Annotated in this window: 21 protein-coding genes; 14 read left to right on the forward strand and 7 right to left on the reverse strand. The window is 45.6% G+C overall.

Annotated elements, in window-relative coordinates; all coding sequences use genetic code 11:
- Positions 1 to 16: 16 nt before the first annotated feature.
- Positions 17 to 1,426: a glutamate--ammonia ligase gene (gene glnA, locus OCU90_RS00420; protein WP_004735585.1), complete on the reverse strand. Its 1,410-nt coding sequence runs from the start codon at positions 1,424 to 1,426 to the stop codon at positions 17 to 19.
- A gap of 564 nt (positions 1,427 to 1,990) precedes the next feature.
- Here glnA and typA point away from each other — a divergent pair.
- Entirely contained in the window at positions 1,991 to 3,823 is a 1,833-nt protein-coding gene (gene typA / locus OCU90_RS00425; RefSeq protein ID WP_004735586.1) for a translational GTPase TypA, read from the forward strand.
- Positions 3,824 to 4,026: 203 nt separating this feature from the next.
- On the opposite strand, the gene OCU90_RS00430 is transcribed toward typA, so the two are convergent.
- Together OCU90_RS00430 and OCU90_RS00435 are read right to left on the reverse strand one after the other, a co-directional pair.
- Positions 4,027 to 4,557, reverse strand: coding sequence for an AAA family ATPase (locus tag OCU90_RS00430; protein WP_061023665.1), 531 nt, complete (start codon positions 4,555 to 4,557; stop codon positions 4,027 to 4,029).
- Positions 4,558 to 4,577: 20 nt separating this feature from the next.
- The gene (locus tag OCU90_RS00435) at positions 4,578 to 5,219 is read right to left on the reverse strand and encodes a DUF2959 domain-containing protein (protein ID WP_017079335.1); all 642 of its coding nucleotides are present in this window, start codon (positions 5,217 to 5,219) and stop codon (positions 4,578 to 4,580) included.
- Positions 5,220 to 5,424: 205 nt separating this feature from the next.
- On the opposite strand from OCU90_RS00435, the gene OCU90_RS00440 reads away from it, so the two are divergent.
- The 3 genes from OCU90_RS00440 to OCU90_RS00450 are packed head-to-tail and all read left to right on the forward strand — an operon-like array spanning position 5,425 to position 7,724.
- Entirely contained in the window at positions 5,425 to 6,366 is a 942-nt protein-coding gene (locus OCU90_RS00440) for a virulence factor BrkB family protein (RefSeq protein WP_017086963.1), read from the forward strand.
- Complete coding sequence (gene dtd / locus OCU90_RS00445) at positions 6,338 to 6,772, forward strand: D-aminoacyl-tRNA deacylase (RefSeq protein WP_061023667.1); 435 nt, start codon at positions 6,338 to 6,340, stop codon at positions 6,770 to 6,772. The genes OCU90_RS00440 and dtd overlap by 29 nt, the downstream gene beginning before the upstream one ends.
- Before the next feature lie 16 nt (positions 6,773 to 6,788).
- Positions 6,789 to 7,724: a bifunctional GNAT family N-acetyltransferase/hotdog fold thioesterase gene (locus tag OCU90_RS00450; protein WP_061023670.1), complete on the forward strand. Its 936-nt coding sequence runs from the start codon at positions 6,789 to 6,791 to the stop codon at positions 7,722 to 7,724.
- 70 nt (positions 7,725 to 7,794) lie between these two features.
- On the opposite strand, the gene OCU90_RS00455 is transcribed toward OCU90_RS00450, so the two are convergent.
- From OCU90_RS00455 to hslR, 4 genes are all read right to left on the reverse strand, one after another.
- Complete coding sequence (locus OCU90_RS00455) at positions 7,795 to 9,765, reverse strand: AsmA family protein (RefSeq protein WP_061023672.1); 1,971 nt, start codon at positions 9,763 to 9,765, stop codon at positions 7,795 to 7,797.
- 153 nt (positions 9,766 to 9,918) lie between these two features.
- The gene (gene pckA / locus OCU90_RS00460; RefSeq protein WP_061023676.1) at positions 9,919 to 11,544 is read right to left on the reverse strand and encodes a phosphoenolpyruvate carboxykinase (ATP); all 1,626 of its coding nucleotides are present in this window, start codon (positions 11,542 to 11,544) and stop codon (positions 9,919 to 9,921) included.
- Between the two features lie 337 nt (positions 11,545 to 11,881).
- Entirely contained in the window at positions 11,882 to 12,775 is an 894-nt protein-coding gene (gene hslO / locus OCU90_RS00465) for an Hsp33 family molecular chaperone HslO (RefSeq protein WP_017090219.1), read from the reverse strand.
- An 18-nt stretch (positions 12,776 to 12,793) separates the two neighbouring features.
- Complete coding sequence (hslR, locus tag OCU90_RS00470) at positions 12,794 to 13,180, reverse strand: ribosome-associated heat shock protein Hsp15 (protein WP_004735595.1); 387 nt, start codon at positions 13,178 to 13,180, stop codon at positions 12,794 to 12,796.
- 317 nt (positions 13,181 to 13,497) lie between these two features.
- Between hslR and gspC the strand changes: the two genes are divergently transcribed.
- From gspC to gspL, 10 genes are all read left to right on the forward strand, one after another.
- The gene (gspC, locus tag OCU90_RS00475) at positions 13,498 to 14,394 is read left to right on the forward strand and encodes a type II secretion system protein GspC (protein ID WP_054542067.1); all 897 of its coding nucleotides are present in this window, start codon (positions 13,498 to 13,500) and stop codon (positions 14,392 to 14,394) included.
- Between the two features lie 41 nt (positions 14,395 to 14,435).
- Positions 14,436 to 16,460, forward strand: coding sequence for a type II secretion system secretin GspD (gene gspD, locus OCU90_RS00480; RefSeq protein ID WP_061023678.1), 2,025 nt, complete (start codon positions 14,436 to 14,438; stop codon positions 16,458 to 16,460).
- Positions 16,460 to 17,962, forward strand: coding sequence for a type II secretion system ATPase GspE (gspE, locus tag OCU90_RS00485; RefSeq protein WP_017070112.1), 1,503 nt, complete (start codon positions 16,460 to 16,462; stop codon positions 17,960 to 17,962). Before gspD ends, gspE begins: the two co-directional genes overlap by 1 nt.
- 1 nt (position 17,963) lies before the next feature.
- Complete coding sequence (gene gspF, locus OCU90_RS00490) at positions 17,964 to 19,184, forward strand: type II secretion system inner membrane protein GspF (protein WP_061023680.1); 1,221 nt, start codon at positions 17,964 to 17,966, stop codon at positions 19,182 to 19,184.
- 88 nt (positions 19,185 to 19,272) lie between these two features.
- Positions 19,273 to 19,716 carry a type II secretion system major pseudopilin GspG gene (gene gspG, locus OCU90_RS00495; protein WP_004735601.1) on the forward strand — a complete coding sequence of 148 codons (444 nt, stop codon included), beginning with the start codon at positions 19,273 to 19,275 and terminating at the stop codon, positions 19,714 to 19,716.
- Between the two features lie 96 nt (positions 19,717 to 19,812).
- Positions 19,813 to 20,406 (forward strand): type II secretion system minor pseudopilin GspH, encoded by a 594-nt coding sequence (gspH, locus tag OCU90_RS00500; protein ID WP_061023683.1) that lies wholly within the window; start codon positions 19,813 to 19,815, stop codon positions 20,404 to 20,406.
- Positions 20,393 to 20,782 carry a type II secretion system minor pseudopilin GspI gene (gene gspI / locus OCU90_RS00505; protein WP_017107888.1) on the forward strand — a complete coding sequence of 130 codons (390 nt, stop codon included), beginning with the start codon at positions 20,393 to 20,395 and terminating at the stop codon, positions 20,780 to 20,782. The genes gspH and gspI overlap by 14 nt, the downstream gene beginning before the upstream one ends.
- The gene (gene gspJ / locus OCU90_RS00510; RefSeq protein ID WP_061023684.1) at positions 20,769 to 21,536 is read left to right on the forward strand and encodes a type II secretion system minor pseudopilin GspJ; all 768 of its coding nucleotides are present in this window, start codon (positions 20,769 to 20,771) and stop codon (positions 21,534 to 21,536) included. The genes gspI and gspJ overlap by 14 nt, the downstream gene beginning before the upstream one ends.
- Positions 21,520 to 22,569 carry a type II secretion system minor pseudopilin GspK gene (gspK, locus tag OCU90_RS00515; protein ID WP_061023687.1) on the forward strand — a complete coding sequence of 350 codons (1,050 nt, stop codon included), beginning with the start codon at positions 21,520 to 21,522 and terminating at the stop codon, positions 22,567 to 22,569. The genes gspJ and gspK overlap by 17 nt, the downstream gene beginning before the upstream one ends.
- Positions 22,538 to 23,767 carry a type II secretion system protein GspL gene (gene gspL, locus OCU90_RS00520; protein WP_061023689.1) on the forward strand — a complete coding sequence of 410 codons (1,230 nt, stop codon included), beginning with the start codon at positions 22,538 to 22,540 and terminating at the stop codon, positions 23,765 to 23,767. The genes gspK and gspL overlap by 32 nt, the downstream gene beginning before the upstream one ends.
- The last annotated feature ends 9 nt before the right edge of the window (positions 23,768 to 23,776 follow it).

The following is a 23,776-nucleotide window of genomic DNA, read 5'->3' on the forward strand; positions in this document are numbered from 1 at the left end:
TTATCTCTACAGGAGATTAAACTGAGTAGTACAGTTCAAACTCAAGTGGGTGTGTTGCCATGTTCACGCGTTGTACGTCGTCAGATTTCAGTGTGATGTAAGAATCAATGAAATCGTCAGAGAATACGCCGCCAGCTGTTAGGAACTCACGATCGTCGTCTAGTGCTTTAAGCGCTACTTCTAGAGATTCAGCAACGGTTGGGATTTCAGCCGCTTCTTCTGCTGGAAGGTCGTATAGATCTTTATCCATAGCTTCGCCTGGGTGGATCTTGTTCTTGATACCGTCAAGGCCAGCCATCAGCATTGCTGAGTAACATAGGTATGGGTTCGCTGCTGGGTCACCAAAACGTAGCTCGATACGACGTGCTTTCGGGCTTGGTACTACTGGGATACGGATAGAAGCAGAACGGTTACGTGCTGAGTAAGCAAGCATTACCGGAGCTTCAAAACCAGGTACAAGACGCTTGTACGAGTTAGTTGACGGGTTAGCAAATGCGTTGATTGCACGAGCGTGCTTGATTACACCACCGATGTAGTAAAGCGCCATTTCAGATAGGCCGCCGTACTTATCACCAGCAAACAGGTTAACGCCGTCTTTTGCTAGAGATTGGTGAACGTGCATACCAGAACCGTTGTCACCAACTAGTGGCTTAGGCATGAATGTCGCTGTTTTACCAAATGCGTGAGCAACGTTGTGTACAACGTACTTGTAGATTTGAGTCTCATCCGCTTTTGTTGTTAGCGTGTTGAAGCGAGTTGCGATTTCGTTTTGACCCGCAGTTGCTACTTCGTGGTGGTGAGCTTCAACTACTAGGCCCATCTCTTCCATTACTAGACACATTGCTGAACGGATGTCTTGAGATGAATCTACAGGAGCTACTGGGAAGTAACCGCCTTTAACGCCAGGACGGTGACCTTTGTTACCGCCTTCGATGTCAGAACCTGTGTTCCAAGCTGCTTCTACATCATCAATCTTGAAGAAAGAACCAGACATGTCGTTTGAGAACTTAACGTCATCGAATAGGAAAAATTCTGGCTCTGGACCAACTAGAACTGTGTCTGCGATACCCGTAGAACGTAGGTATTCTTCAGAACGCTTAGCGATAGAGCGTGGGTCACGGTCGTAGCCTTGCATTGTTGCAGGCTCAAGGATGTCACAACGGATGTTTAGCGTTGCATCTTCTGTGAATGGGTCCAGTACAGCTGAAGCTGCGTCTGGCATCATTACCATGTCAGATTCGTTAATGCCTTTCCAACCAGCTACTGAAGAGCCGTCAAACATTTTACCTTCTTCGAAGAAGTCTGCATCAACTTGGTGAGAAGGAATAGAGATGTGCTGCTCTTTACCTTTTGTATCAGTAAAACGTAAGTCGATAAATTTAACTTCGTTCTCTTGGATCAGGGATAGTACATTTTCTACTGACATCTTGGATAACCTCCAGTGTTATTAATTCGGTATTAGCTCGATTCGGTTGAAACTAGCATTGATTAATGTCTATAAGTGCATTAATCGATGCTGATTTATCTATAGCCAAAAACGTGCCAAAAAAATTATTCCATTAATTTCAATGATTTACTTGTTTTCTTGTTTCGTTAACTTTGGTTTTTGCACCAAAATGATCTTCTAATGCACCTTGTTGGTGCAACTGCTTGTCTGTGCACCAATATGAAACATAAGCGAGCACCATTCAGCAATGAATTGCCTAAGTTGTCAATCCACTTTTGTTATTTTGCCGGAGATTTGGCTGTCTATCTTGCGGCTGATGCTTTTTTAGAATCCTACGAATTAGGCTGTTAGATACTGTACTGAATCAAAGTTAAGCGGATATGAATCGCTAATAAAGAAAAAAGCCTTGGTTGAGATCACATATTTCTGGGTTTTTGTCTAAAATCTGGTATATTATTGACCGTTTTTTAAATCAAGCTAGCGGTTATTATCCAAACTTTTGAGATAATTGACGGCTACCTTTTATGAGTGAATCGAGAATCCATGTCTACTCCACAGATTGATAAGTTAAGAAATATCGCGATCATCGCGCACGTTGACCACGGTAAAACGACTTTGGTTGATAAACTACTACAACAGTCAGGCACTCTTGAGTCTCGTGGTGAAGCTGAAGAGCGTGTCATGGATTCGAATGACATCGAAAAAGAGCGTGGCATTACAATCCTTGCTAAGAACACAGCAATTGACTGGAATGATTACCGTATCAACATCGTAGATACCCCTGGACACGCGGACTTCGGTGGTGAAGTTGAACGTATCATGTCTATGGTTGATTCAGTTCTTCTGATCGTTGATGCAGTTGATGGCCCAATGCCTCAAACTCGTTTCGTAACGCAAAAAGCTTTCGCACACGGCCTTAAGCCAATCGTTGTTATCAACAAGATTGACCGTCCTGGTGCTCGTCCTGATTGGGTTATGGACCAAGTATTTGACTTGTTCGACAACCTAGGCGCGACTGATGAGCAACTAGACTTTACTGTTGTTTACGCTTCAGCTCTAAACGGTTGGGCAACAATGGAAGAAGGCGAAGTTGGCACAGACATGGAACCATTGTTCCAAGCTGTTGTTGATACAGTAGAAGCACCTGCAGTTGACCTTGAAGGTCCACTTCAAATGCAAATTTCGCAACTTGATTACAGCTCTTACGTAGGTGTTATCGGTGTTGCTCGTGTTACTCGTGGTTCTGTTAAGCCAAACCAACAAGTAACTATCGTGAATGCTGAAGGCAAAAAACGTAACGGTAAAGTAGGTACTGTACTTGGTTACCTAGGTCTTGAGCGTCACGAAGTAGAACAAGCTAACGCTGGCGACATCATTGCAATCACAGGTCTTGGTGAACTGAAAATTTCAGACACTATCTGTGACGTAAACAATGTTGAAGCAATGGAACCACTGTCTGTTGATGAACCAACAGTAACAATGACTTTCCAAGTAAACACTTCTCCGTTCGCGGGTAAAGAAGGTAAGTTTGTAACTTCACGTAACATCCTTGAGCGTCTTGAAAAAGAATTGGTTCATAACGTTGCACTACGTGTTGAAGAAACTGAAAGTCCAGACCGTTTCCGCGTATCAGGCCGTGGTGAGCTTCACCTTTCTATCCTGATCGAAAACATGCGTCGTGAAGGTTTCGAGCTAGCAGTATCTCGTCCAGAAGTAATCATCAAAGAAGAAGATGGTCAGAAAATGGAACCGTTCGAAACGGTTACTATCGATGTAGTTGAAGAGCACCAAGGTGCGATCATGGAAAGCATCGGTCTACGTAAGGGTGAGCTAACAGATATGGCACCAGATGGTAAAGGCCGTGTTCGCATGGACTTCATGATGCCTTCTCGTGGTCTTATCGGTTTCCAAACTGAATTCCTTACAATGACGTCTGGTTCTGGTCTTATTTACCACTCGTTCGATCACTACGGTCCTTACAAAGGCGGTATCATTGGTCAGCGTAACAACGGTGTTCTAATTTCGAACGCAACGGGTAAAGCACTGACTTACGCATTGTTCTTCCTTCAAGCTCGTGGTCGTCTATTCACAGAGCACGCTGATGAAGTTTATGAAGGTCAAGTAATCGGTATTCACAACCGTTCAAACGACCTGACAGTAAACTGTCTGAAAGGTAAGCAACTAACGAACGTTCGTGCATCTGGTACTGATGAAGCACAAGTTCTTTCTCCACCGATCAAGCACACTCTAGAGCAAGCTCTTGAGTTTATCGATGAAGATGAACTAGTAGAAGTAACGCCACTAAACGTACGTATCCGTAAGAAACTTCTTACTGAAAACGACCGTAAGCGTGCAGCACGTCCAGCTAAGGCTTAATTGCCAGCTGACTAGCTTCTAGCTATCAAGCAATACGTTTTAGAATAAGTAAGAAAGCCCCGAGTAGCCTAGCTGCTCGGGGCTTTTGTTTTATGTGGTGTTGGAGTAGATACGAGTAAACGAGATGTGAGATACGAAGAGCGTGTTTCATCTCTATTCATCGAGTCGTCATTCTCAAGAGGGAGGAGCGATCGAGTGGGGATCTAGCTTTTGATACCAAGGTGGCTTTTAACAAATAGAGCCCGCTCTTCGACTGACATAAATGGCACCTCGATAATCTCATACCCAAGCTCTTGATAGACTCTGACTAACGCGTGGTGAATCTCTAATGCCTCTTCAAACGGATAAGGCCTCACATCATCTTGTACGTAAATCGATGCCTCAGGGCGACAGAACAAGGCTTGTGAGTGATAGCCTTGGCTAGCTTCTCGGTAGACTTCGTCAATCTTAAGGTTCGCCTGAGTTAAGTAACCGCAGATATCTGGAATGGCGCGATCGAGAAACGCAACCGGATGCTGGTTGGCCTGTTCCTTTTGCTCATTCATGACAGTGAGACACAGGCGAGCAAAGCCCGGTAGGTCGAACCAAGGTAAGATACCGTTCTCAAGTTGGCTCTGCTGTTCTATTAACTGGCGAGAGGACTCAGCGAAGGTTGGGTAACCCATGTCACCCAAGGCATTAATCAGTGTTGTCTTCCCGGCTCCGGGGCCGCCAGTAATAATGATAGGTTGCATCGTGTTCTTTATCTGTAGCGCTACTTCTGGTTCAGTTGAGCTAGGAACTTATCCGATTCTGCTATTGCAGCATTCATCTGTTCTATCGCGTAGGCGATGTCTTTTTCTAAGCTCATAAATTCGCCCTGCAACGAACCGACAGCACTCGCATTGAGGTTATGCTTTAGATAAAGCGTATTGTCGCGAAGGGTGTTGAGTACCGGGTCCATTTTCTTCTCAGCGCGTTTCATTGCTGAAAGCATGGTCTTGTAAGACGATTGGGTTTCTCGCAGTTTTTGTTCACTCGAACGGCGCAGTGAAGCACTGGTGTAGAGGTCTAATTCGCTCTGCCACTCTGCAAACAGCGCATCTGACACGTCTTCAATCGCAGCAATGCGATCACTGACATTTTGTGCGGCTTTCTCGCTGTCTTGGTATTTATCGTTGATTTGGTTGTACATGTCTTCAAGGTCGCCGCCACTGAAATTCGTCAGGCTACTCAAGGCTTCAAGTGCGCTAGTAAACTCTTCCTGAGCATCCTGCTGCGACTCTTTAGCGTCTTCCACTCTATCGACCATAATGTCACGCTTGTGGTAACCCACTTGCTCCATGGCGGAGTAATAAGCTGATTGGCATCCAGTAAGAGTAAAAATAGAGAGGACTATAACTATTAAATAAGGCATCCTAGTTTCCTATAGTTAAATAATATCAATCGTAGTAAATAACTGCTCAACCTAGCTTGTTAAAATGCTCGATAACAGCGTTAGAATTTTTGATTGTAGAATAACTACTTATCAAAAAAAGCTGCCTTGTTCTCAAGCCTTTTTCCTACGCTATTTTTGAACCCTTACTTACCGTGATTAATACAACGGAATATTAATTAGGACTATGAACGAGTTACCAGGGAGTTACAAGTTGAAGATAAAAAACGCAGTCACAGGGAGCATTCAGTTTTCCCGCTATCTTTTGGCGCGAATGACGCACGATAGGGTCAATGTGAATGCGGGTTACTTGGCGTACATTACTTTGCTCTCGATCGTACCGATGTTGACGGTTTTGCTCTCTATCTTATCGTCATTTTCAGTCTTTGCTGATGTTGGCCTAGTGATTCAAAACTTCGTTATTACCAATTTTGTTCCAGCATCTGGAGATGCGGTGCATGGTGCTCTACTCGAGTTCGTTGCCAATACCGGTAAAATGACAGCGGTGGGCAGTGTATTCTTATTCATTGCGGCATTGATGTTGATCTCCAACATCGATAAGAACCTTAACTACATCTGGCGAGTAACAGAAAAGCGTCGGGCTGTGTTGTCCTTTTCAATGTATTGGATGGTGCTAACGCTTGGACCTATTTTGATTGGGGCGAGCATTGCTGCAACGTCGTATGTGACATCATTGAACTTGTTACAAAACGAAGTCGTGTCGAGTGCCTTTAATACCGTGATTCGCAAGCTCCCTTTGATTACCTCATTCTTTGCGTTTTTCGGTCTGTATCTGTTGGTTCCCAACAAAAAGATACACTTTTCTCATGCGGCAGCGGGCTCTCTGGTTGCGGCTCTGTTGTTCGAACTCAGTAAGAAAGGCTTCGCGGCTTATATTACTCAATTCCCTTCTTACCAATTGATTTATGGCGCATTAGCGGCGATTCCTATTCTTTTTGTCTGGGTGTATTTGTGCTGGTTGATTGTGTTGGTGGGTGCTGAGGTGACGGCCGCGTTGGGCGAGCAGGAACAGTGGAGTGACTCTCAAGAAATGGTACACTCGTCGGATAAAGAAAAAATCACAGAGCAAGGAAACAACAGTGATAGCACTGATCCAGAGAGTAAGTGAAGCTGCCGTCCGTGTTGATGGCGAAGTAGTGGGTGAGATTGAGCAAGGCTTATTGGTTCTGTTAGGCGTAGAAAAAGGTGATGACGAAGCCAAAGCCAAACGTTTGATGGAACGAGTGACCACTTATCGTGTCTTTGGAGATGAAGACGATAAAATGAATCTCAATGTAAAGCAGGTAGAAGGTAAGGTATTAGTGGTTTCTCAATTCACTCTGCCAGCTGATACCAAAAAAGGCACACGAGCAGGATTTTCTCGTGGTGCTCACCCAGAAGATGCAGAGCGTCTTTACAACTATTTCTCTGACCAGTGTGAATCAGTGTTGCTAACGGAACGTGGCCGATTCGCAGCCGACATGAAAGTGTCTTTGGTTAATGATGGCCCAGTAACATTCTGGCTGCAGGTTTAGGCTTAAAGGAATAAGCATGTTTAAACTCATAACACCGACCACCGAAAATCAATTGAACAAGTATTACCATTTTCGCTGGCAGATGCTCCGTGAACCTTGGCGAATGCCGGTAGGTTCAGAGCGCGATGAATACGATGCCATGAGTCACCATCGCATGATTGTCGATGGTCGAGGTCGCCCGATGGCGATTGGTCGTCTCTATATCACCCCAGATCTAGAGGGGCAGATTCGCTATATGGCGGTGAAGAAATCTCGCCAAAGTAAAGGCATGGGCTCACTCATCTTGGTTGCGCTAGAGTCACTGGCACGTCAAGAAGGGGCGAAGCGTTTGGTGTGTAATGCACGTGAAGATGCGATCTCATTCTATGAGAAGAATGAGTTTGAACGTCGTGGTGAAATTAATGACCAGCGTGGCCCTGTGCGTCACCAACAGATGGTGAAACCTCTTGATCCAATGGCTGATGTACTGCGCAAACCAGAATGGTGTAATGAGCTTCAGCAGCGTTGGGAAAATCAGATCCCGATCAGTGACAAAATGGGCATCAAGATCAACCAATACACGGGTTATCAGTTTGAGTGTAGCGCTCAGTTGAATCCCAACCTTAACCCTCATAACACCATGTTTGCTGGCTCAGCTTTTACCTTGGCGACTCTAACGGGTTGGGGAATGACTTGGTTACTGATGAAAGAACGTGGGCTGACCGGTGATATCGTACTGGCAGACAGTAATATTCGTTATCGTCACCCAGTCGAGCAAAACCCAGTCGCATCTACGTCATTGGATGGGATCAGTGGCGATTTAGATCGCCTCGCGTCTGGCAGAAAAGCTCGCATCATCATTCATGTGACCATTAACAGTGGCGATGTGGAAGCGGTTGAGTTTACGGGAACCTATATGCTGATCCCTGACTACAAAAAGCGATTATCAACAGACTCCAACGTAAGCTTATAGCTGACACTGGCTAACAGATACAGATACAGATACAGATACAGATACAGATAAAGATTAAAGATACAAGGCGCTACTCCTGTGGAGTGGCGCTTTTTTGTTGGCAGTCGTTAATCTCGGAATACTCAGCTTGGGTGAGCTTTCCTGAGATTTGATGGCATGGGTCCGATAACGAAATGGATAGAGTGTGTTTGCTAGTTTCTAGCAAATCGAGCTCTCCAGAGACCTCACCGTTGAGCGTTTGAACTCTTTGTGTACCTTGCTCTGCTGAGGATGCACCAATAATGTGCATTGGTTCGAGAGTGAAGCGACCACGGTCAAAATTCGCATTAAGCTCTGGGATTTCAAACACGTTATCAGTCGATGTTTCAGAAAGCTTATCGTTAAAGGTCATCACACCTTGGCGAACACTGCCAGTGAGTTGCCCAGTGGTTGAGTAACCGAGCATCAAAGAATCGCCATACAAGCCTGCGGCTTGAAGTTCAAACTCACCATAGCCGGTTGCATCGAGCGGTAATTCGAGTTGCTGCAGCATGGGTGCTATGGGTAATCCATCGGCAGAGATATCTAAGCTCCATGGCTTACTGATTTGGTTGAAGTCGAGTGTTGCGTTGGCTTCAATATAGCCGTGCTTTAGTGGCATAAACAGGCGTGTCAGCGTCCATTTCCCTTGTTCGCTATTCATTTCAACCACGGGCTGAACACTGACAATATTTTGATAGCTTGCATCGTTGGCGCTAACCATCAACTTGCCTTGCCACAGTCCTAACTTTCTCTGTTGCAGCAGTTGAACCTGATGTCCTTCGACATGCAGCCCTGAGACCTGCCAGTAAGGTTTTTTTGCGAGTTGGATAAGTTGGCTACGTTCTATATTAAGTCGGTCAATAGAGGCTTGCTGAAGCTGTGTCAGCCAAGGCAATAGGCGAGCGGATGGTAGAACTTTATCTTGGCTTTCCGTAATCCACTTTATGCCTTGCAGGTCGAGCTGCGCTAATTGAATGCTACTAGGGGTTACTTCGCCATTAAGTTGAATACTGCCTTGTAAGAATTGAGTATAGAAGTCTTCAATCAGAATCTGGTTCGGATCTAAATTGAGCTTGATACTTGGCTCTATGAACATGTCATCATCAATGGTCACTCCCTCTGCTTGCAGAGAGAAAATGGCTTTCTGTTGCTTCCACAGCTCAAAAGGCAGTTGGATATTTTCTAGTGAGGCATCAAAAGCTGCGAGGTGACCATCTTGCCATTCCACGTCGCTGCGCAGAATATCTAAGCTATTGATGTGATTGATCTGAATACCGGCTACATCCCACTCTTTGCTTAGTAGGCTTTGGGCCTGTTTCTGATTGAGTCGTAAGCCATCAACGGTCACATTCACCAATGACCAATCTTGCTGATACTGCTCTGCTTGTCCTGAAATCTTGGCACCGCGCCAGTCAAATGAAGCGCCATAAATCGTGCTATCGCTAGGTTTTAAGTCTAGGTCAAACAACAGGTTATCAAAGGCTTCTCCTTGCCAATACAGCTGCGTGGCTGAGAGTTGGATTTTGCCATAAGGCAGCAATGTGTTGTTGTCATCCCACGTTGGATCGGAGATCTGGAGGTCGATGCCTCGCGCATTAAAGTCTGGGGTCGAAAAGTCGAGATTATTGATGGCTAGCTGGTGGAGCTTGATGTTTGGTTGGGTGAATAACGGCGTGAATGCCTCTAGATCGCTTATTTCCAACTGTAGGCCACTGATCAAGACGGAGTCCAAGACCAGTTTAGCTTCTGTAATCGAGCTGGGACTGAACCAAAGATCGATCTTGTCGATATAGAGAGGTTTTTGTTTATCAGGTTGGCTTTGGGTAATGCCCATCAAGGTGATGTGATAAGGCGCCTGATACTCAACGTCTTCAATGAGTACAGGTTGTTCAAGCGTATGCTTGATAAAAAAGTTAGCAACATCCGATCGGTATTGAGTTTGTAGGCTTAATAACAACGCTGCGATAGTCGCAACGATGATGGCCACCACAATGCCAATCACCATGAATACCTTTTTCATTCCCTGAAAGCCTTAAATTTCAATAGTCTCAAAACAGAGTGGAACAAAAAGGGGCAAGCAGCAACAAAAAAGCCCCTCAAAAGAGGGGCTTGCTACAAAAATATCATTTTAAATTGGGCGTTCGCTTTTGGCTAAGCCCGAGCAGATGTTGGGTTAGTCTAGTTGAGGACCTGCCGCAACCAGTGACTTACCTTCAGCATTGTCTGTGTACTTATCAAAGTTGTTGATGAAGCGCTCTGCTAGATCTTTCGCTTTGCTTTCCCATTGTAGTGGGTCAGTGTAAGTATCACGTGGGTCAAGAATTGCTGGGTCAACATCGTGCAACGCTAGCGGTACTTCTAGGTTAAACATAGGGATAACCTTAGTTTCAGCTTGGTCGATTGAGCCATCTAGGATAGCGTCGATGATGCCACGAGTATCTTGGATTGAGATACGTTTGCCTGTGCCATTCCAACCTGTGTTCACTAGGTAAGCTTCAGCGCCAGCCGCTTCCATACGCTTCACAAGCACTTCAGCGTACTGAGTTGGGTGAAGAGTTAAGAATGCCGCACCAAATGCCGCAGAGAACGTTGGTGTTGGTTCAGTAATACCGCGCTCTGTACCTGCTAGCTTAGCTGTGAAGCCAGATAGGAAGTGGTACTTAGTTTGCTCCGGAGTTAGCTTAGATACTGGTGGTAGCACACCAAACGCATCCGCTGTTAGGAAGATAACTTTTTGAGCGTGACCTGCTTTTGATACTGGCTTAACAATGTTGTCAATGTGGTGAATCGGGTAAGAAACACGAGTGTTCTCTGTTTTTGAACCGTCATCGAAATCGATAGAACCATCACTACGAACCGTTACGTTTTCTAGCAGAGCATCGCGACGGATTGCATTGTAGATTTCTGGTTCTGCTTCTTTAGATAGACGAATCGTCTTCGCGTAACAACCACCTTCGAAGTTGAAGATACCATCGTCATCCCAACCGTGCTCATCATCACCGATTAGCTCACGCTTAGGATCGGTTGATAGGGTTGTTTTACCGGTACCTGATAGGCCGAAGAATACAGCTACGTCGCCTTCTTCGCCAACGTTTGCACTACAGTGCATTGAAGCAATGCCTTGCAGAGGAAGCAGGTAGTTCATCATTGCGAACATGCCTTTCTTCATCTCACCGCCGTACCAGGTACCACCGATGATTTGAACGCGCTCTGTTAGGTTGAAAGCAACGAAGTTTTCAGAGTTTAGACCCTGCTTTTCCCAGTTAGGGTTCGTTGTTTTAGCACCGTTCATTACCACGAAATCAGGTTCGAACGTTGCTAGCTCTTCGTCAGTTGGACGAATGAACATGTTCTTAACGAAGTGCGCTTGCCACGCTACTTCAGTGATAATACGCACACTTAGACGCGTATCTGGGTTAGCACCACAATAACCGTCGATGACAAACAGGCGCTTGCCAGATAGCTGAGTTGTCACAAGCTCTTTCAGCTCACTCCATACTTCAGTTGTAATCGGTTTGTTGTCATTTTTGCCTTGATCTGACCACCACATGGTATCGCGCGTAGTGTCATCTTTAACAATGTACTTATCTTTTGGTGAGCGGCCAGTAAAGATACCAGTGTCAACCGCAACAGAGCCTAGTTCCGTTACTACGCCTTTTTCGTAGCCTTCCAAACCTGGCAGTGTTTCTTCAACGAATAACTGCTCGTAGCTAGGATTACGAAGAACTTCAGTAACGCCAGTCAGTCCGTGCTTAGTTAGATCAATTTGTGCAGCCTTAGTATGTTCCATAACGGTCATAGGTGCTCCTTGTAGGATATTTTGTAGGGATTTTGTATTAATTTTTTATTGTTATCTGCTCACCATGCTAGCAACGAGGCTCGGGGGAAACAGGGATACAGCTCAAAAAATATCCATATTAACCGTGAGGTTTTAAGCGTCTCGTCACATATTGGCCCGACTAGTCTATCCTGTACGCAAACCTTTGCGCTAGGGGCGAGAACATTATTAATTAATTAAAATTAAGCGGTGATTTTATTACGAGATGTTACGGGCTTTGCGCTATTTTGATCACAAAAAAGGCCAGCTTAGTGCTGACCTTTTTGGGGTAAATTACGTGTTTTTGGTACGCTGTAAATTAATGAACCGTATTGTCGCCTTTATCTGCTGCTTCTGCGTACAGTGCATCAACGTCGCCCTTATCGAACGAGTAGTTTGTGCCACAGTAATCACAGTGAAGAGCAACACTACCTTCCGTACTCAGGATGTCGTAGATCTCCTCTTGAGCAACGGTAATGATAGCGGCACCACTGCGTTCACGAGAACAACCACAGAAGAACTCAACCGGTTGAGGGGTAAATACCTGAACCTTCTCTTGGTTATATAGGCGGTATAACAAATCATTCGCTTCTAGAGAGAATAGTTCTTCGTTTTTAACCGTGTCAGTTAACTGCTCTAGGTGCTCGAAGTCATCTGGCGTACCAGTGCCGTCTGGCATAACCTGCAGCAACATACCCGCAGCGTGTGCTTTGCCTTCATGTTCACCCGTACGTAGCCATAGACGAGTCTTTAGCTGTTCTGAGTTAGCAAAGTAACCTTCAAGAACGTCAGCAAGTGTTTCGCCTTCAAGACCAACGATACCTTGGTAACGCTCACCTTTTTTAGGATCGATAGTGATCACTAGGTGGCCTTTACCTATAAGGTCGTGCAGGCCAGCGTCGTCAGCAATATCACCGTCAAAGCGCGCAACACCACGAATCTTCTGATCGTTATCGCCATTAATAACAGCGAGAGATACTGGACCATCACCTTGCAGTTGCATCGTGATAGAACCTTCAAACTTTAGAGTCGCCGTTAGCAGCGTCGTTGAAACCAGTAGCTCACCCAACAGCTTTTGTACTGGCGCTGGGTATTCCTTGCTAGAAATAATCTGTTGGTATGCTTCGTCCATCTGTACCAATTCACCACGTACTGATAGGTCTTCAAATAGGTAGCGATTTAAAACATTACTTGTAGACATTGGGTCTGCCATTTGGCTATTCCTTCTAGCTTATTGAGTCTTGAACTTAATGATGTCACGACGTTGCTTTTTATCTGGGCGACGTTCTGGTGCTGGACTATGAGCATTCAGTTTGCGTTGTTGTGCAAACTCTTCTCTTTTTGCCAAGCTTTCGGTGGTTTCTTCATAGAGGGTTTGAGCGACTGGCGCCCCGCCACGGTGTGCGGATATTTTCTCTATGGTGACCGTCTTTTCTTCATTCCCTTGGCGCAGGGTAATCACTGCCCCAAGTTCTACGATTTTGCTGGGTTTGCTGCGCTGACCATTATAGTGGACTTTGCCACCATCGACCATGTTGCGAGCAATTGAACGAGTTTTATAAAAGCGTGCTGCCCACAACCATTTATCGAGTCTGACAGCTTCATTAGTCGTTTTCATATAGGACAGTGCCTTTTCAGTTAGAAATGAATGCGGTTTAACTGTTATTCACAGTATGCAACTTATTTTATTTGATGACGCTTATCACATTTAGTAGAAGCTTATGTGGAGGCGATTGGCTTTTTTTTCAAGGAAGATTACAAAATAGCTCAGGTAATGCCGATTTATAGATTTGCTATGATATAGTTCAGGATCTTATGCTTTTAATAAGCAGGAACAGAATTTATGAACAAAAAAGCTGATAGTTTAGTAGGTTACAGCTTTATTCGTTATAGAAAGGGTTAGGGAACGTGAACTTTTTAGAGCTCAAACTTCGCATGGATAACTCTCCGGTGCTGAGCCGATTTTTAGAGAATGGATTTTTACTCCAGCAGAAACTGAGCCTTGTTCTTTGTTGTGTGTTGATCGCAGCTTCCGCATGGATTTTAGGACAGCTTGCATGGTTTATTGAACCTGCTGAGCAAACCGTGGTGCCATGGGCAGCAACGGCTTCCTCGTCTTCAACGCCTCAATCGACTCTTGATATCTCTTCTTTGCAGCAGAGCAATATGTTTGGTGCTTATAACCCAACCACGCCTGCTGTGGTTGAACAGCAAGTTATCCAAGATGCGCCAAAGACGCGACTGAACCTCGTTTTAGTGGGTGCAGTAGCCAGTTCTAATCCAAAACTGAGCTTGGCTGTGATTGCCAATCGCGGCACACAAGCGACTTACGGAATTAACGAAGAGATTGAAGGCACTAGAGCTAAGCTCAAGGCCGTATTAGTCGATCGTGTGATCATCGATAACTCTGGGCGAGACGAAACCCTGATGCTTGAAGGTATTGAGTACAAGCGTTTGTCTGTATCAGAGCCTGCGCCACCTCGTACCTCTTCTTCTGTGCGTGGCAACAACCCCGCTTCTGCAGAAGAGAAGCTTGATGAAATTAAAGCGAAGATAATGAAAGATCCTCAACAAATCTTCCAATATGTTCGACTGTCTCAGGTGAAACGCGACGATAAAGTGATTGGTTATCGTGTGAGCCCTGGCAAAGATTCAGAACTTTTTAACTCTGTTGGGCTCCAAAACGGAGATATTGCCACTCAGTTAAATGGACAAGACCTGACAGACCCTGCTGCTATGGGCAACATATTCCGTTCTATCTCAGAGCTGACAGAGCTAAACCTCGTCGTCGAGAGAGATGGTCAACAACATGAAGTGTTTATTGAATTTTAAAACTTTGCGTCTAACGAAGGACGAAAGTGTAGGAGAAGTACGTGAAGCATTGGTTTAAGAAAAGTGCATGGTTATTGGCAGGAAGCTTAATCTGCACACCCGCAGCCATCGCGAGTGATTTTAGTGCCAGCTTTAAAGGCACTGATATTCAAGAGTTTATTAATATTGTTGGTCGTAACCTAGAGAAGACGATCATCGTTGACCCTTCGGTGCGCGGAAAAATCGATGTACGCAGCTACGACGTACTCAATGAAGAGCAATATTACAGCTTCTTCCTAAACGTATTGGAAGTGTATGGCTACGCGGTTGTCGAAATGGACTCAGGTGTTCTTAAGATCATCAAGGCCAAAGATTCGAAAACATCGGCAATTCCAGTCGTTGGAGACAGTGACACGATCAAAGGCGACAATGTGGTGACACGTGTTGTGACGGTTCGTAATGTCTCGGTGCGTGAACTTTCTCCTCTGCTTCGTCAACTAAACGACAATGCAGGCGCGGGTAACGTTGTGCACTACGACCCAGCTAACATCATCCTTATTACAGGCCGAGCGGCGGTAGTAAACCGTTTAGCTGAAATCATCAAGCGCGTTGACCAAGCAGGTGATAAAGAGATTGAAGTCGTTGAGCTAAAGAATGCTTCTGCGGCAGAAATGGTACGTATCGTTGATGCGTTAAGCAAAACCACAGATGCTAAAAATACACCTGCCTTCCTACAACCTAAATTAGTTGCTGATGAGCGTACTAATGCGATTCTTATCTCAGGTGACCCTAAGGTACGTAGCCGTTTAAGAAGGCTGATTGAACAGCTTGATGTTGAAATGGCAACCAAGGGCAATAACCAAGTTATTTACCTTAAATACGCAAAAGCAGAAGATTTAGTTGATGTGCTGAAAGGCGTGTCGGATAACCTACAATCAGAGAAGCAAACTTCAACTAAAGGCAGTTCATCGCAGCGCAATCAAGTGATGATCTCAGCTCACAGTGATACCAACTCTTTAGTGATTACCGCACAGCCAGACATCATGAATGCGCTTCAAGATGTGATCGCACAGTTGGATATTCGTCGTGCTCAAGTATTGATTGAAGCCCTAATTGTCGAGATGGCAGAAGGTGACGGTATTAACCTTGGTGTGCAATGGGGTAACCTTGATACTGGTGCGGTGATTCAGTATGGTAACACTGGTGCGTCAATCGGTGGCGTAATGGTTGGTTTAGAAGAAGCGAAAGACACTGAAACGACCACCGCGGTTTATGACTCTGATGGTAATTTCCAACGTAATGAGACGACCACCGAAAAGGGTGACTACTCAACGTTAGCTTCTGCTCTTTCTGGTGTTAATGGCGCGGCAATGAGCGTGGTAATGGGCGACTGGACCGCCTTGATCAGTGCAGTAGCGACCGATTCAAATTCAAATATCCTATCTTCTCCAAGTATCACCGTGATGGATAACGGCGAAGCGTCGTTCATTGTGGGCGAAGAGGTGCCTGTTTTAACTGGCTCGACCGCAGGTTCAAGTAACGACAACCCATTCCAAACGGTTGAACGTAAAGAAGTGGGTATCAAGCTAAAAGTGGTGCCGCAAATCAATGAAGGTGATTCGGTTCAACTGCAAATAGAACAAGAAGTATCGAACGTATTAGGTGCAAACGGCGCGGTTGATGTTCGTTTTGCTAAGCGTCAGTTAAATACGTCAGTGATTGTTCAAGATGGTCAAATGCTGGTGCTTGGTGGTTTGATTGATGAACGCGCATTGGAAAGTGAATCGAAGGTGCCGTTCTTGGGTGATATCCCAGTGCTTGGACACCTGTTCAAATCAACCAGTACTCAGGTTGAGAAAAAGAACCTAATGGTCTTCATCAAACCAACCATTATTCGTGATGGTATGACAGCCGATGGTATCACCCAGCGTAAATACAACTTCATCCGTGCTGAGCAGTTGTATAAGGCTGAGCAAGGACTGAAATTAATGGCAGACGATAACATCCCTGTATTGCCTAAATTTGGTGCCGACATGAATCACCCGGCTGAAATTCAAGCCTTCATCGATCAAATGGAACAAGAATAATGGCTGAATTGGTAGGGGCGGCACGTACTTATCAGCGCTTGCCGTTTAGCTTTGCGAATCGCTATAAGATGGTGTTGGAGTATCAACATCCAGAGCGCGCACCGATACTTTATTATGTTGAGCCACTGAAATCGGCGGCGATCATTGAAGTGAGTCGAGTGGTGAAAAATGGTTTTACGCCACAAGCGATTACTCTCGATGAGTTTGATAAAAAACTGACCGATGCTTATCAGCGTGACTCGTCAGAAGCTCGTCAGCTCATGGAAGACATTGGTGCTGATAGTGATGATTTTTTCTCACTAGCGGAAGAGCTGCCTCAAGACGAAGACTTACTTGAATCAGAAGACGACGCGCCAATTATCAAGTTAATCAATGCGATGCTGGGTGAGGCGATCAAAGAGGGTGCTTCGGATATACACATCGAAACCTTTGAAAAGTCACTTTGTATCCGTTTCCGTGTTGATGGTGTGCTGCGTGATGTTTTAGCGCCAAGCCGTAAACTGGCTCCGTTATTGGTTTCGCGTGTCAAGGTTATGGCTAAATTGGACATTGCGGAAAAACGCGTGCCACAAGATGGTCGTATCTCTCTGCGTATCGGTGGCCGAGCGGTTGATGTTCGTGTTTCAACCATGCCTTCTTCGCACGGTGAGCGTGTGGTAATGCGTCTGTTGGACAAAAACGCCACTCGTCTAGACTTGCACAGTTTAGGTATGACAGCAGAAAACCATGAAAACTTCCGTAAGCTGATTCAGCGCCCACACGGCATTATCTTGGTGACCGGCCCGACAGGTTCAGGTAAATCGACGACCCTGTACGCAGGCCTGCAAGAACTCAACAGCAATGAACGAAACATTTTAACCGTTGAAGACCCGATCGAATTTGATATCGATGGCATTGGTCAAACACAAGTGAACCCTAAGGTTGATATGACCTTTGCGCGTGGTTTACGTGCCATTCTTCGTCAAGATCCTGATGTGGTTATGATTGGTGAGATCCGTGATTTGGAAACCGCAGAGATCGCTGTCCAAGCCTCTTTGACAGGTCACTTAGTTATGTCGACTCTGCATACCAATACTGCAGTCGGTGCGATTACACGTCTGCGTGATATGGGCATTGAACCTTTCTTGATCTCTTCTTCACTGCTGGGTGTTTTGGCTCAGCGCCTGGTTCGTACTTTATGTAACGAATGTAAAGAACCTTATGAAGCCGATAAAGAGCAGAAGAAACTGTTTGGGTTGAAGAAGAAAGAAAGCCTGACGCTTTACCATGCCAAAGGTTGTGAAGAGTGTGGCCACAAGGGTTATCGAGGTCGTACGGGTATTCATGAGCTGCTGATGATTGATGACTCAGTACAAGAGCTGATTCACAGTGAAGCGGGTGAGCAGGCGATTGAGAAGGCAATTCGTGGCACAACCCCAAGTATTCGCGATGATGGCTTGAGCAAAGTTCTGAAAGGGGTAACGTCCCTAGAAGAAGTGATGCGCGTGACCAAGGAAGTCTAGTATGGCGGCATTTGAATACAAAGCATTGGATGCCAAAGGCAAAAGTAAAAAAGGCTCGATTGAAGCAGATAATGCTCGTCAGGCTCGCCAAAGAATAAAAGAACTTGGCTTGATGCCAGTTGAGATGACCGAGGCTAAAGCAAAGACAGCAAAAGGTGCTCAACCATCGACCAGCTTTAAACGCGGTATTAGTACACCTGATTTGGCTTTAATTACTCGTCAGATATCAACGCTCGTTCAATCTGGTATGCCGCTAGAAGAGTGTTTGAAGGCTGTAGCCGAGCAATCTGAAAAGCCACGTATTCGAACGATGTTGTTGGCAGTTCGCTCTAAGGTGACGGAAGGTTATTCGTTAGCGGACAGTCTGTCTGATTTCCCTCACATCTTCGATGAGCTATTTAGAGCCATGGTCGCAGCTGGTGAGAAATCTGGCCACTTAGATGCGGTATTGGAACGACTGGCTGACTACGCTGAGAATCGTCAGAAAATGCGCTCTAAGCTGCTGCAAGCGATGATCTACCCAATCGTGCTGGTGGTGTTTGCGGTGACGATTGTGTCGTTCCTACTGGCTACGGTAGTGCCTAAGATCGTTGAGCCTATTATCCAAATGGGACAAGAGCTTCCTCAATCGACACAATTTTTATTAGCATCGAGTGAATTTATTCAGAATTGGGGTATCCAATTACTGTTGTTGACCCTTGGTGTGATTGTTGTTGTGAAGACCGCGCTGAAAAAGCCGGGCGTTCGTATGAGTTGGGATCGCAAACTATTGAGTATCCCGCTTATCGGCAAGATAGCGAAAGGGATCAATACCTCTCGTTTTGCACGCACACTTTCTATCTGTACATCGAGTGCGATTCCAATCCTCGAAGGGATGAAGGTCGCGGTTGATGTCATGTCGAATCACCATGTGAAACAGCAAGTATTACAGGCTTCAGACAGTGTTCGAGAAGGCGCGAGCCTACGTAAAGCGTTGGATCAAACCAAACTTTTTCCACCGATGATGCTGCATATGATCGCCAGTGGTGAGCAGAGTGGTCAGTTGGAACAGATGCTGACAAGAGCGGCAGACAACCAAGACCAAAGCTTTGAGTCGACGGTTAATATCGCCCTAGGTATTTTTACCCCAGCCCTTATCGCGTTGATGGCAGGCTTAGTGCTGTTTATCGTGATGGCGACGCTGATGCCAATGCTTGAAATGAACAATTTAATGAGTGGTTAACGTACTGCTCATCAGACGTTAGTTTTTGGATTATCGAGAAGAAGGACATCATTTCCCTTAACTCGCTATCTGTAATTTGGAGAAAATAATGAAAAATAAAATGAAAAAACAGTCAGGCTTTACTCTATTGGAAGTCATGGTTGTTGTCGTTATCCTTGGTGTTTTAGCAAGCTTTGTTGTACCTAACCTTTTGGGCAACAAAGAGAAAGCGGATCAACAAAAAGCCATTACTGATATCGTGGCGCTAGAAAACGCGTTAGATATGTATAAGTTGGATAACAGCGTTTACCCAACAACGGATCAAGGCCTTGACGGGTTGGTGACAAAGCCAAGCAGCCCAGAGCCTCGTAACTACCGTGACGGCGGCTACATCAAGCGTCTACCAAACGACCCTTGGGGCAATGAGTACCAATACCTAAGCCCTGGTGACAACGGTACGATTGATATCTTCACTCTTGGCGCTGATGGTCAAGAAGGCGGTGAAGGTATCGCTGCGGATATCGGTAACTGGAACATGCAGGATTTCCAATAAGCTTCGGCTTGTTGCTTGATTCGTTCCTGTTGGTTGATAAGTTATTGAGCTTGATACGTTATTGATGGTAGGACGTAAACAGATGGAGTCTACAAGGTGAAAACTAAGCAAACACAGCCAGGTTTCACCTTGATTGAGATTCTCTTGGTGTTGGTACTACTGTCACTAACGGCGGTCGCGGTGATTTCGACCATTCCTACCAACAGCAAAGATGTTGCCAAAAAATACGCTCAAAGCTTTTATCAGCGAATTCAGCTACTCAATGAAGAGGCTATTTTGAGTGGTTTAGATTTTGGTGTTCGTGTTGATGAAAAGAAATCGACTTACGTTTTGATGACTTTGAAGTCTGATGGTTGGCAAGAAACTGAGTTCGAAAAGATCCCCTCTTCAACTGAATTACCAGAAGACCTCGCACTGACACTGACACTCGGTGGCGGCGCGTGGGAAGACGACGATCGCCTTTTTAATCCGGGAAGCTTATTTGATGAAGATATGTTTGCGGATCTGGAAGAGGAAAAGAAGCCAAAGCCACCACAGATCTACATCTTGTCGAGTGCTGAAACGACACCGTTTACGCTTTCTTTCTACCCAAACACCGGTGATACCGTGCAAGATGGCTGGCGTATTCGAGTGTTAGATAATGGTGTGATTCGATTGCTAGAGCCGGGAGAAGAAGATGAAGAGGAATAACCGTTCTCGTTCTCGTGGTATGCCTCTTGGTTCTCGAGGAATGACTCTGCTTGAAGTATTGGTTGCGCTCGCTATCTTCGCTACGGCGGCGATCAGTGTGATTCGTGCCGTCACCCAGCACATCAATACGCTCAGCTATCTAGAAGAAAAAACTTTCGCGGCGATGGTCGTTGATAATCAAATGGCCTTAGTGATGCTGCATCCTGAGAAGCTTAAAAAAGCGCAGGGCACGCAAGAGTTAGCGGGAAGAGAGTGGTTCTGGAAGGTGACTCCCATCGATACCAGCGATAATTTATTAAAGGCGTTTGATGTGAGTGCGGCAACCAGCAAGAAAGCGTCTCCAGTCGTTACGGTGCGAAGTTATGTGGTTAACTAAGAGCGTGTGGTCAACTAAGACCATGTCGCTAAATAAAAGCATGTCGGCAAATAAGCCTACGCCGCGTAAACAAGGTCTTTCTTCCAAAGGTAAAGGCTTTACCCTAATTGAAGTTTTGGTCTCGATCGCTATCTTTGCCACGTTAAGTATGGCGGCTTATCAGGTAGTGAATCAGGTTCAGCGCAGCAACGAGCTCTCAATTGAGCGCAGTGCTCGTTTAAATCAACTGCAACGTAGCTTAGTCATTTTAGATAATGATTTTCGCCAGATGGCGGTACGAAAATTTCGTACCAATGGTGAAGAAGCATCATCTAAGCTGATCTTAATGAAAGAGTATTTACTGGACTCCGACAGTGTTGGCATCATGTTTACTCGCCTAGGTTGGCACAACCCGCAGCAGCAGTTTCCTCGCGGAGAAGTAACGAAAGTTGGCTACCGCATCAAAGAAGAAACACTTGAGCGTGTATGGTGGCGTTACCCAGATACGCCTGCAGGCCAAGAAGGTGTGATTACTCCTCTGCTTGATGATGTCGAAAGCTTTGAAATCGAGTTTTATGACGGGAGTCGCTGGGGTAAAGAGTGGCAAACCGATAAGTCCCTGCCGAAAGCGGTGAGGCTCAAGCTGACACTGAAAGACTATGGTGAGATAGAACGTGTTTATCTCACTCCAGGTGGCACCCTAGATCAGGCCGATGATGCTTCAAGTAATGACTCTTCAGGCAGTAGTGAGGGGAATAATGACTCATCGAACTAATAAGCGTATAGCGACAAGGTCAGCCTTGGGACGTAAACAACGTGGTGTCGCGCTGATCATTATTTTGATGCTATTGGCGATCATGGCCACTATTGCTGGCAGCATGTCTGAACGTCTGTTTACTCAATTCAAGCGTGTTGGTAATCAATTGAATTACCAGCAAGCTTACTGGTACAGCATTGGTGTGGAAGCGCTTGTGCAAGACGGCATTAGGCAAAGCTACAAAGACAGTGATACCGTAAACTTAAGCCAGCCGTGGGCGTTAGAAGAGCAAGTGTACCCACTCGATTATGGCCAAGTTAAGGGTCGAATCGTTGACGCTCAGGCGTGTTTTAATCTTAATGCCTTGGCTGGGGTTACGACGACTTCAAGTAACCAGACACCTTATTTAATCACGGTTTGGCAAACCTTGTTGGAAAACCAAGACGTTGAGCCTTATCAGGCTGAGGTTATCGCAAATTCCAGCTGGGAGTTTGTTGATGGTGATACCCGAACCACCTCTTCGTCTGGCGTAGAAGACAGCACCTATGAAGCGATGAAGCCATCTTATCTGGCGGCGAATGGTTTAATGGCAGATGAATCCGAGTTACGAGCGGTTTATCAGGTCACTGGTGAGGTGATGAATAAGGTTCGTCCATTTGTTTGCGCTTTACCCACCGATGATTTCCGATTGAATGTTAATACACTCTCGGAAAAACAGGCGCCTTTATTAGAAGCGATGTTTGCTCCAGGCTTAAGTGAATCGGATGCCAAACAGCTGATAGACAAGCGCCCGTTTGATGGTTGGGATACGGTCGACGCATTTATGGCCGAACCTGCCATTGTTGGCGTGAGTGCCGAAGTCAGCAAGAAAGCGAAAGCATATTTAACTGTAGATAGCGCCTATTTTGAGCTAGATGCAGAGGTATTAGTTGAGCAGTCACGTGTACGTATACGGACGCTTTTCTATAGTAGTAATCGAGAAACAGTGACGGTAGTACGCCGTCGTTTTGGAGGAATCAGTGAGCGAGTTTCTGACCGTTCGACTGAGTAGCGAACCACAAAGCCCTGTGCAGTGGTTAGTTTGGTCGACAAGCCAACAAGAAGTGATAGCAAGTGGCGAACTGTCTAGCTGGGAACAGCTTGACGAGTTAACGCCTTACGCTGAAAAGCGCAGCTGTATCGCTTTATTGCCGGGAAATGAATGCTTAATTAAGCGTGTTGAGATCCCGAAAGGTGCTGCTCGCCAGTTCGACTCTATGTTGCCGTTTTTGTTAGAAGACGAAGTGGCACAAGATATCGAAGACTTACATCTGACTATTTTAGATAAAGACGCGAGTCACGCTACCGTGTGTGGTGTGGATCGTGAATGGCTAAAACACGCTTTAGAGCTGTTTCGCGAAGCCAATATTATCTTCCGTAAGGTGCTGCCAGATACACTAGCCGTGCCTTTTGAAGAACAAGGCATCAGTGCGTTGCAGATAGACCAGCATTGGTTATTGCGCCAAGGTAACTATCAAGCGGTATCGATTAGCGAAGCATGGTTACCTATGTTCCTGCAAAGTGACTGGGTTGTTGCTGGTGAGGAAGAGCAAGCGACGACAATTTTCAGCTACACCGCGATGCCGAGCGACGACGTTCAACAACAAAGTGGTGTGGAGTGGCAAGCTAAGCCTGCTGAATTGGTGATGTCTTTATTGAGTCAGCAAGCGATCACAAGCAGCGTGAATTTACTGACTGGCACCTTTAAAACCAAATCTTCATTCAGTAAATATTGGCGTGTTTGGCAGAAAGTGGCGATTGCTGCTTGTTTGCTGGTGGCCGTGATTGTGACTCAACAAGTATTGAAGGTTCAGCAGTATGAAGCGCAAGCCGAAGCTTACAGAGCCGAGAGTGAACGTATTTTTAGAGCTGTGCTGCCAGGTAAACAACGAATTCCGACAATAAGCTACCTTAAGCGTCAGATGAATGATGAAGCTAAGAAATACGGTGGTTCAGGCGAGGGTGAATCCCTACTCGGTTGGCTAGCATTGTTGCCTGAAACCTTAGGACAAGTGAAGTCGATCGAAGTTGAAAGCATTCGTTATGATGGTAACCGTTCTGAGGTTCGACTTCAGGCGAAAAGCTCTGACTTCCAACACTTTGAGACCGCAAGGGTGAAACTCGAAGAGAAGTTTGTCGTTGAGCAAGGGCCATTGAACCGTAATGGCGATGCCGTATTTGGCAGTTTTACTCTTAAACCCCATCAATAACCTGCGTAA

Origin of the sequence: Vibrio splendidus (genome assembly GCF_024347615.1) — a bacterium.
GTDB lineage: Bacteria > Pseudomonadota > Gammaproteobacteria > Enterobacterales > Vibrionaceae > Vibrio > Vibrio splendidus.